Here is a 9,231-nt window from a genome sequence, read left to right on the forward strand (position 1 = left end):
GTCCGCCCGCCGTGCGGGACGACCCCGCCCTGGGGGAGAGCGTCACCGAGCGGCTGGTGGAATGGACTGAGGAGATCGGGATCTATCCGGGGCGGTCGGGCGAGATCCGCAAGGCCGACTTCGGGCGGCTCGTCATGCTGGCCCACCCCGAGTCCGACGACCCCGACCGGCTGCTCGCGGCTGCCAAGTGCGCGCTGTCGGAGTGGGCCGTGGGCGGCCACTACGCGGAGGATCTGGGCCAACGGCTCGCCGACGCCCGCTCGGTGATCGACCAGTCCCACCTCCCGCTCGGCTACGCCCCCAGCTCGAAGAGGTCGGTCACGGCGGACCCGGTCATGCGGGCCCTGCGGGACAGCCTGCGCAACCTCCGTACGTACGCGACGACATCACAGGTGCGCCGGCTCCGCCACGAGCTGGGCATCATGCTCGACGCCTGCGACCAGGAGGGCCGCTGGCAGTCCTCCGGGCACGTCCCGCCCGTCGGGGAGTTCTTGATGCACCGGCACGAGAACAGCTTCGTACCGCGCATGGTGCTCATCGACGCGATCGCCGGATACGAGGTGCCCTACGGCGAGTTCTCCGACCCCCGCGTACGGCGTGCCCTCACCAAGGCGGGCACCGCCGGCGTGCTCGTCAACGACCTCTACTCCATGGCCAAGGAGGACCCGGCGGACTTCAGCCTGCCCCGGCTGATCGCCGCCGAGGACGGCTGCTCGCCGGCGGAGGCCGTCGACCGCACCGTCGGCATCCACAACGAGCTGATGCTCACCTTCGAGGCCGAGGCGGCCGCGCTCGCCCGGACCGGCTCCCCGGAACTGCGCCGCTTCCTGGCCGGCACCTGGGCCTGGCTCGGCGGCAGCCGTGAGTGGCACGCGGGCAGCGGCCGCTCCCACGAGGCCCCGTCGCCCGAGAGCGCGTCCCACGAGCCCGCGCCCGAGCCCGCGCCCGAGCCCGCGCCCGAGCCCGCCGCCTGACCCGAGCGCGCGGCCCCTGCGCGCGTTCCCCACCCCGCTTCACGTAAGGAACATCCATGTCCAAGATCTCCACCCAGATGGAAAGCATCGCCATGCGCGATGTCCTGCGCACCGAATACCAGAAGTCGGTCGCGGAGTACTGGAACAAGGAGAAGGACCCAGTCAACATCAAGCTCGGCGAGGTCGACGGCCTCTACCACCACCACTACGGCCTCGGCGAATGGGACCCCTCGGTCCTCGCCGGCCCGCCCGAGACCCGCGACCAGCGCATCATCGAGGAGCTGCACCGCCTGGAGTCGGCACAGGCCGAGGTACTCCTCGACCACCTCGGCGACATCACCCCGGACGACCGGCTGCTGGACGCCGGTTCCGGCCGCGGCGGCACCAGCTTCATGGCCAACGCCCGCTTCGGCTGCCACATGGACGGCGTCAGCATCTCCGAGCAGCAGATCGACTTCGCCAACGAGCAGGCGCGGCAGCGCGGCGTGACCGACAAGGTCCGCTTCCACTTCCGCAACATGCTCGACACCCGTCTGGAGACCGGATCCCGCCGGGCGATCTGGACCAACGAGACGACCATGTACGTCGACCTGTTCGAACTCTTCGCCGAGTTCTCGCGCCTGCTGGAGTACGGCGGACGCTATGTCTGCATCACCGGCTGCTCCAACGACGTCACCGGTATGCGCTCCAAGGCCGTCAGCCGGATCGACGAGCACTACACCTGCAACATCCACCCGCGCAGCGAGTACTTCAGGGCCCTCGCCGCGAACGACCTCGTGCCGATCCAGGTGGTGGACCTGACCCCGGACACGATCCCCTACTGGGAGCTGCGCGCCAAGTCCTCGGTGGCTACCGGCATCGAGGACCCGTTCCTCACCGCCTACAAGGAGGGCAGCTTCCACTACCTGCTCATCGCGGCCGACCGGATCTGACGTTACGGCGTGCGGGCCCATGGACGCATGATCGTGGGCCTGCACGCGCTCCCCGGGTGCTTCCCGAGCCCCGTGTCGGGGCTCTCGGCGGTGCCGTTGACTTTGTTGGATGGGAGACGACATGAGAACAGATCGCCCTTGGGCCAAGGCCGTTGTCATCGGTGGCAGCTACGCGGGCCTGGTGACCGCACGCGTCCTGGCCGACTTCTTCCGCGAGGTCATCCTGGTGGAACGGGACGCCGTGGACGAGGACACCGGCGTCCATCCGGGCGCTCCGCAGGGCTATCACGCACACGCGATGCTCGCCAAGGGAGGTCAGATCCTGGAGCGGCTGTTCCCGGGGCTGCGCGACGAGTTGCGCGCGGCGGGAGCGCCGGTGTTCGACTACGGAGAGGGTATCGACTTCCTGCTGCCCGTCGGACTCGCGCCACGGCGGCGTACGGGCGTCCGCATCCAGACCTTCACCCGCGACGAGCTGGAACGCCGCCTGCGCCGCAAGGTGCTCGCGCTTCCCCAGGTCACACTGGTGCCGTCCACCCAGTGCACGGGCCTGACCCGGGACCCCTCGGGCCGGGTGACCGGCGTGACATGCCGCTCGCAGCACACGGACGCCTCGGACCCCGCGGCCGCGGAACCCTTCGAGCTGGCCGCCGATCTGGTCATCGACGCCTCCGGACGGACCAGCTCCCTGACGGACTGGCTGGGCGCGATGGGGATCACGGTGCGGCCCAAACGGACCGTGAAGGCGAAGGTCACGTACACGTCGATGAACTTCGACCGGCCGCACACGAGTCAGCCCGGCCACCCGGACTACTACGTCGCCTACCAGATGCTGTTCGCCCCCAGCGTGCCCCGGGCCGGGGTCCTGCTCGCCGTGGAGCGCAACCGCTGGACCTGCTCGCTGTTCGGGTTCCAGGACCAGCCGCCGATCGACGACGAGGGATATCTGAAGTTCGCCGAGAGCCTGCAGAACCCGCGCCTCGCCGAGCAGATCGGCCGGCGCACCGCCCAGGAGCCCACCCGGCGCTACACCAACGCCGACAACCAGTGGCGGCTCTATCACACCGTCAAGGACTGGCCGGACCGCCTGCTCGCCGTCGGCGACGCCGTCTGCGTCTTCAACCCCGTCTACGGCCAGGGTCTGACGGTGGCGGCGATGGAGGCGGAGCTGCTGCAGGGCATGCTGAAGCGGCACAGCGCGTCGGGGCGGCTGGACGGCCTCGCCGGCGGTTTCCAGAAGAAGGTGGGCCGCTTGGTGCTGGGCCCATGGACGCTGTCCACCAACTCGGACCTGATGTGGAACCCGGAGGGTCAGCCCCTCGCCGCGCGCTTCGCCCACTGGTACAACACGCGTCTGTTCCACGTGGCGGTGAAGGACGCGGCCGTATGGGCGAGGTTCGTACGCGTGGTGAACATGGTGGCCTCACCGGCCGTCCTGTTCCACCCCCTGGTGGCCCTGAAGGTCCTGACGGTCACTCCCCGGCGTACGTGACGAACGCCGACCAGGCGGTGGGGGAGAGGGCGAGCTGAGGGCCTTCCTTGGCCTTGGAGTCGCGGACGTGGATGGTGGCCGGGCAGACGGCCACCTCTACGCAATCGTCTCCGGAGCCGCTGCTGTACGTCGACTTCCGCCAGTTCAGGGCGACCTCGATGCAGTCGCCGTCTCCGCTGCTGGAGTAGCTCGACTTGAGCCAGTTCAGGGCGACTTCGACGCAGTCACCGGAACCGCTGCTGCTGTAGCTGCTCTTGAACCACGCGAGTTCGGAGGTGCTCATAGGTCTCCTCGGATCCGTTGCAGCAGGCTCACCGAGTCCTGAAGCGGCAGAGCCTGTGAACGCATCCTGGCATACCGGCCGTAGAGACGGCTGACCACCTTTGCGTCGGAGAGGAGCATTCCGCACTCCGGTGCTTCCAAGTAGGCGAACCACTTGTTGCTCGGGTCCTCCAGAAGTTGCATGGGCCCGTGCAGTCCAGCGTGTGACTCTCGCGCCAAGGGCATGATCTGGAGTTCGACGTTCCGCAACTGCGCGATCTCCAGCAGCTGGTCGACGGACTCACGCGTGATATCCACGCCTCCGGTACCACGGAGAAGTACCTGTTCCTCGATGATGAAGCTGAAGGCGCTGTTCTGGCGCTCCCGCAGCAGCCGCTGGCGGTTGGCCCGAGCAACCCAGTTGGCCTCGATCTGTTCGTCGGTCAGGATCGGCAACTCGTCCATGAACAGCTGACGTGCGTATGCCTCTGTCTGTAGCAGTCCCGGAATCATTCGGCACTCGTAGGTGTAGAGACTGATCGCCTGCTTCTCCAGCCCCGCCCACCGTCGGAACCAAGAAGCCAGCCCCGCCTCTCGCTCCAGATGCTCCGCCGCCCTCCTCAACGCTCCCGTGTTTCCCAGTGCCTTCTCCGCCGCCTCCACGAAGTCCGGGTCCGGCATCCTCCTCCCCAACTCGATGGATGCGACCGTGTGTTTGGAGAACCCCACAAGGTCCCCGAGTTCCTCCCTGCTCAGCCCGTGATACTCCCGGAGGGCCTGCAAGACCGCCCCGAACGTCCGCAAACTGCCCGACGACTCCGGCTCACCGCCGTTTCCCGTACCCATGCCGCACATGGTTACGACCTGTCACAAGTACTGTCCAGAACGTGACCGCGTACGCTGCGCGAGCGTACGCGGGCCGAACCTGGTGAAGTGCCGTTCACATCAACCACATTGGGCCCCATGACCGCACCACCCCTCCCCACCCACACCGTCACTCAGCGCCTCAGTTCCACCCCGCGCGGCGCCCGCCTGGCAAGGCATCTCACATTGGCCCAGCTGGACACCTGGGGCATCCCGCACGGCACCGACACCGCCGAGGCGGTCGCGGCGATCGTCGCCGAGCTGGCCGCGAACGCCGTCACCCACGGGCGCGTACCCGGCCGGGACTTCGAACTGCGGCTGGTCCGGCTGGTCGGGAGCATCCGCGTCGAGGTGAGTGACACGTACGACGAACGACGGCCGCCCGGGCCCGAGGACGTGACCGAGCCCGCGCCGCTCGCGGAGGCGGGGCGTGGGCTCGTGCTGGTGGACGCGTTGGCCGATCGGTGGGAGGTGGTCGACCGCGACCCGCCCGGCAAGACCGTGCGGGCCGAGGTCGACATGCCGCCGTGGCTCAGTCGGAGACTCCGCGTGCGAAGAGGCTGAACGTCAGCAATGCCGTCGCCGTGAAGTCGTCGGCCGCCTCGACGGTCTGCCAGGCGCCGACGTGGTCCCGGTAGCCGCCCCCGTGGCCGTTGAAGGCGGAGAAGGGGTCGCCCGTTCCGGCCGGGCACGGGCGCATGGCCGGGAAGGAGTTGAGTTCCTTCAGTTTGGCCGCGTCGTTGGGGCCGTTGACCACGCCGCCGACGAGGATGTCGCCCGTGCCCGTGAGGCTGCCCGCGAGGTTGGCGGCCTGGTGCTCCGGGCAGTTCGGGAAGGTGGACCCTTCTCCGATGACGAAGGACGATCCCCAGGCGTTGGCGCCCAGCGCCCAGTCGCGCTGCTGGGTGGCGAAACTGTCGTAACGGGAGTCGCCGGTGACCCGGTGGTACAGCAGCGCGGTGGTGGCCAGGCCGAAGGCGTGGGGCACGGAGTCGAAGTCCGTGTAGTCGGCACCCGCGCGGAAGGGGTCCCGGGCCGCGCGGGCCTGGCCGTCGTCGAGCTGCCGCTTGAGGTCGGCGACCAGCTGCGCGCGGCTGACCTCGCCGCTCGGCCGGCCGTCGTCGATCAGCTTCGCGAGATCGGCGTGTGCCAGGGCGCTGACGTCGCCCAGTCCGAGGGTGCCGAGGTTGTCCGAGTTCAGGTACTGCTTGGCCCAGTGGCCGGCCTGACGCGACCATTCCTGTGTCCGGTCGTCGCCCAGAGCCTCGCCGGCCAGGGCCAGTTCCGCGGCTCCGAACTCCATGTCGTCCTCCCAGGACGACTCGGGGTAGAAACCGTGGGGAAACGCGGTGACCAGCTGGCCCTTCGGCGAGGTGTCGGCGAGTGCGTAGATCCGGGCGGCCTTCTCCAGTTCCGTGCGTGCCCGCTCCGGGGCGTCTACGGCGTCCAGTTGTGCGGCCAGCGCGAAGGCCGCGGCGACCCGCCCCGCGAGATTGGGGCTGATGGGCTCGCCGGGAGGTGCGGCCCGGAAGACCGGCCGGTGTTTGATCGTGTAGTCGGGGTCGCCGGGCCGGACCCGCATCGCGTCGTCGGCTTCGGGCAGCCGCCACACGTCGTGATCGGAACGCACCTTGCCGCTGCCGTCATCGGTGTCGCCCACGCCTATGCCGACCTGGACGTAAAGGGTGCCGGAGGAGGCGTCCCACATCTTGTCCAGCCAGTCCAGCCCGTGGCGGGCCTCCTCGGCCGGCTTCGCACCGCCGGCCGGGGCCGTGCGCTGGGCCAGGAGGAGGCTCGCGGTGGCGTACGACGCGGTGTGCGTGAACTTCAGGAAGTCGCCGGCGTCGAACCAGCCGCCGGCGACGTCGACCGGGCCGCCCACGGGCTTGAGAGGTGCGAGCAGCCGCTCGGCGTCTTCACCGTAGACGGGGGTGTCATAGACCGTGGCCTGCCGGTCGGCCAGATGCGAGGGCTTGCGCCGCAGCACGCCGGGGTCCACTTCGGCTCCGTCGCGCTGCGCTGTGAAGAAGCGGACGTTGTCCTGGACGACCTTGTCGAACAGCTCGTGGGCGGGCGCCACACGGAACTTCGGCGAGGTCGCGTGGAGCGGGCCGGTGACCTCCACCTGGTAGCTGCCGGGAGTCGTGAGGCGGGACAGGTCCAGGGTGCGGACGGAGCCGTAGGTGCTGTTCCATCGCCCCGTGGAGGGCCCGGCCGTGCCGGACAGCACCTCCCTGCCGGAGGCGTCGAGTACCCGGAAGGGCGCCCGGTCGGCGGGGCGGGACGTCATCAAGTAGGCGTGCTTGGTCTCGCCGGGTGCGAAGCCGACCTGGTCGACGCGGACCACGGCGGCGGGCGGACCGGCGGTCGGGCCGGCTCCGGGACGGGACGGCGGCAAGCAGGAGACAGCGAGGACGGCGGTGGCGACACCGGCGACGGCCAGGACGATCACGCGATTGTGTTGCTCGGACATGCCAGAAGGCTGCCGACGGCATCATGAGGAAATCGTGAGGCGGCCCGCACAGCCCACATCGCCCGCGCAGCGCGTACAGCGCACACGGCTCCGCATCGCCCCTGCGCCATCGCGGCGTCACACGGGCGGACCGGATGATTCCCGCGGGATGACCAGTTCGGCTACGGCCCCGCCTCCGGGGGCGTCGCTGATGCGCGCGGTACCGGAGTGCAGATCGGCCACCCACCGCACAATCGCCAGCCCGATCCCCGTACCCCCTCCAGGTCCTGCCGCCCGACGGCCGAAGACCCGCTCCCGCGCGGCCGGGGCCACCCCTGGACCGTGGTCGCGCACGGCGACCCTGCCCTCCGCGACCACCACATCGACCCGGGCCCGCTCTCCTGGGGCAGCCCCGTGCTTGAGGGCGTTGTCGATCAGGTTGCGCACCGCCTGGGCCAGCAGTTCCGGATCGCCGTGCACGACCGTGGGCTCGGCCCGCACCGTCACCTCGGCGCCCGAGGCCGGTAGTTCGCCGACGACCTGCTCGACGACCTGGTCGAGCCGGAGCGCCGTCCGCTCCACCCGCTGCGTGCCGACCTGTACCCGCGCACGGGTCAGCAGGCCGGCCACCAGCCGCCCCATCTGATCCACCAGTCGCGTCGCGTCGCCCAGCGCCTTGGCGGACTCCCCCGGTGACCGCGCACCGGCCTCCGTGACCAGCCTGAGCGTGGCCAGTGGGGTGCGCAGCTCGTGGGCGGCCTCGGACAGGAACTGCTCCTGCTGGTCCAGGGCCCGCAGCGCGGGACGCATGCTCCGCCCCGACAGCAGATGGCCGGCGCCGGCCGCCGCGGTCACAAGCCCCAGACCGCCGAGGACGAGCCACCGCACGAGACGGTCATGGTCGCGTTGCCCCGCCGCAGGGTCACCTACGGCGACGACCACCGCACCGATCCGGTCGTCGTCCCACACGGGTGCCGCCGCCAGCCGGACGGTCCGTCCGTCGGCGGCGGTACCCCGCTCCACGACAGTCTCCTGGTCGTGTCTGGCCCGCTCACCGGCCTCGCTCAGCCCGGCCGGCCGTGGCAGGAGCGCGGGGCGGCGGGCGAAGCGCTGCCGCGCGTGGTCCGCCGCGTCCCACTCCACCACCGCCACCGCGGCCGGGCCCTGGACCAGGTCGTCCTCGCGCAGCGGCCCCAAGTGCAGTACGCCCTGGTCGTAGTAGACCGCACGGGCCAAGGCCGTAGCCCGCCGGTTGAGATCGCCGTCCAGCGCATCGGCGCGTGATCGGGCGTCGATCGCCAGCGCGACCGCGGCCAGAGCAGCCAGGCACACGGTGGTGGTCAACGTGAACAGGCCGGTCAGCATCCACCGCAGCCGCCTCAGCCGCGACACCGCCGGGCTGTCGGCGATCACCGGTCCACCGGTCCGCCGGCCGCCGGCCCCTCCCCGGCATCGATCACGAACCCCGCACCGCGCACGGTGCCGATCACCGCCGGGGCGCCGAGCTTGCGGCGCAGCTGCGCGATCACCGCGTCCACCACGTTCGATGCCGGCTCCGCCATCTCGTCCCAGCAGCACTCGATCAGGTCGGTGCGCGACACCACCTGCCCGACCCGGGCCACGAGAAGTTCCAGAACCGCGAACTCCTTGGCGGTGAGCGTCAGCAGGACGCCTGAACGCCGCACCCGGCGTCGAGCCAGGTCCACTTCGAGGTCACCGACCACCGCCACGGGCGGGCGGGGCTGCTCGGCGCGCCGGCAGAGCGCACCGACGCGCGCGGCCAGCTCCGCGAACGCGAAGGGCTTGACCACGTAGTCGTCGGCGCCGTCATCGAACCCGGCCACTCGGTCCGCCACGGCATCCCTCGCCGTGAGCATCAGCACGGGAACCCGCGCACCCGCCCGGCGCAGGTCCCGGACCAGAGCCAGCCCATCCCCGTCGGGCAGCCCCCTGTCGACCACCAGGCAGTCGTACGCACTGACAGCGAGCTTGAGATCCGCCTCCGCCAGCCGGTCCGCGAGATCCACCGCGAACCCGGCCGACCGCAGACCCGACAGCACCACCCGGCCGAGTTCCCGGTCATCCTCCACCACCAGCACGCGCATGGCCTTGAGCGTAGACGGCCACAGGGAAGCGGTGTCACGCGGCGGTGCTCCGGCCGCCGACGCCTCCGGCCGGTCAGGCCCCCGCGCGCTCGGCCAGCTCTGGGCGTTCGGCCAGCCGGTGGCCGGGCCGGGACAGGCCTGTGGCGGGGGC

The 9,231-nt window shown here is 70.6% G+C and carries 9 protein-coding genes; 4 read left to right on the forward strand and 5 right to left on the reverse strand.

From position 1 onward, the window contains the following. From M878_RS79050 to M878_RS79060, 3 genes are all read left to right on the forward strand, one after another. Window positions 1-974, forward strand: a 974-nt coding sequence (locus M878_RS79050; RefSeq protein ID WP_023551052.1) for a family 2 encapsulin nanocompartment cargo protein terpene cyclase, incomplete at its 5' end; no start/stop codon positions are given. 56 nt (window positions 975-1,030) lie between these two features. Continuing rightward, a complete protein-coding gene (locus tag M878_RS79055; RefSeq protein ID WP_023551053.1) occupies window positions 1,031-1,906 on the forward strand; it encodes a geranyl diphosphate 2-C-methyltransferase in 876 nt (291 codons plus the stop codon). Between the two features lie 121 nt (window positions 1,907-2,027). Then, window positions 2,028-3,398: an FAD-dependent oxidoreductase gene (locus M878_RS79060; RefSeq protein WP_051430127.1), complete on the forward strand. Its 1,371-nt coding sequence runs from the start codon at window positions 2,028-2,030 to the stop codon at window positions 3,396-3,398. On the opposite strand, the gene M878_RS79065 is transcribed toward M878_RS79060, so the two are convergent. Together M878_RS79065 and M878_RS79070 are read right to left on the reverse strand one after the other, a co-directional pair. Next, a complete protein-coding gene (locus M878_RS79065; RefSeq protein ID WP_023551055.1) occupies window positions 3,379-3,681 on the reverse strand; it encodes a DUF397 domain-containing protein in 303 nt (100 codons plus the stop codon). The genes M878_RS79060 and M878_RS79065 overlap by 20 nt on opposite strands. Then, window positions 3,678-4,505, reverse strand: coding sequence for a helix-turn-helix domain-containing protein (locus M878_RS79070; protein WP_245238249.1), 828 nt, complete (start codon window positions 4,503-4,505; stop codon window positions 3,678-3,680). The genes M878_RS79065 and M878_RS79070 overlap by 4 nt, the downstream gene beginning before the upstream one ends. Before the next feature lie 117 nt (window positions 4,506-4,622). Between M878_RS79070 and M878_RS79075 the strand changes: the two genes are divergently transcribed. After that, the gene (locus M878_RS79075; protein WP_023551057.1) at window positions 4,623-5,087 is read left to right on the forward strand and encodes an ATP-binding protein; all 465 of its coding nucleotides are present in this window, start codon (window positions 4,623-4,625) and stop codon (window positions 5,085-5,087) included. Here M878_RS79075 and M878_RS79080 read toward each other — a convergent pair. The 3 genes from M878_RS79080 to M878_RS79090 all read right to left on the reverse strand — a co-directional run bounded on the left by M878_RS79080 (window position 5,056) and on the right by M878_RS79090 (window position 9,080). Then, complete coding sequence (locus tag M878_RS79080; protein ID WP_023551058.1) at window positions 5,056-6,996, reverse strand: glycoside hydrolase family 9 protein; 1,941 nt, start codon at window positions 6,994-6,996, stop codon at window positions 5,056-5,058. The genes M878_RS79075 and M878_RS79080 overlap by 32 nt on opposite strands. A 117-nt stretch (window positions 6,997-7,113) precedes the next feature. Further along, on the reverse strand, window positions 7,114-8,388 hold the full coding sequence (locus M878_RS79085) for a sensor histidine kinase (protein WP_023551059.1): 1,275 nt from the start codon (window positions 8,386-8,388) through the stop codon (window positions 7,114-7,116). Next, window positions 8,385-9,080 (reverse strand): response regulator transcription factor, encoded by a 696-nt coding sequence (locus M878_RS79090; protein WP_023551060.1) that lies wholly within the window; start codon window positions 9,078-9,080, stop codon window positions 8,385-8,387. The genes M878_RS79085 and M878_RS79090 overlap by 4 nt, the downstream gene beginning before the upstream one ends. Between the last annotated feature and the right edge of the window lie 151 nt (window positions 9,081-9,231).

Source organism: Streptomyces roseochromogenus subsp. oscitans DS 12.976 (assembly GCF_000497445.1).
Taxonomy (GTDB): Bacteria; Actinomycetota; Actinomycetes; order Streptomycetales; family Streptomycetaceae; genus Streptomyces; species Streptomyces oscitans.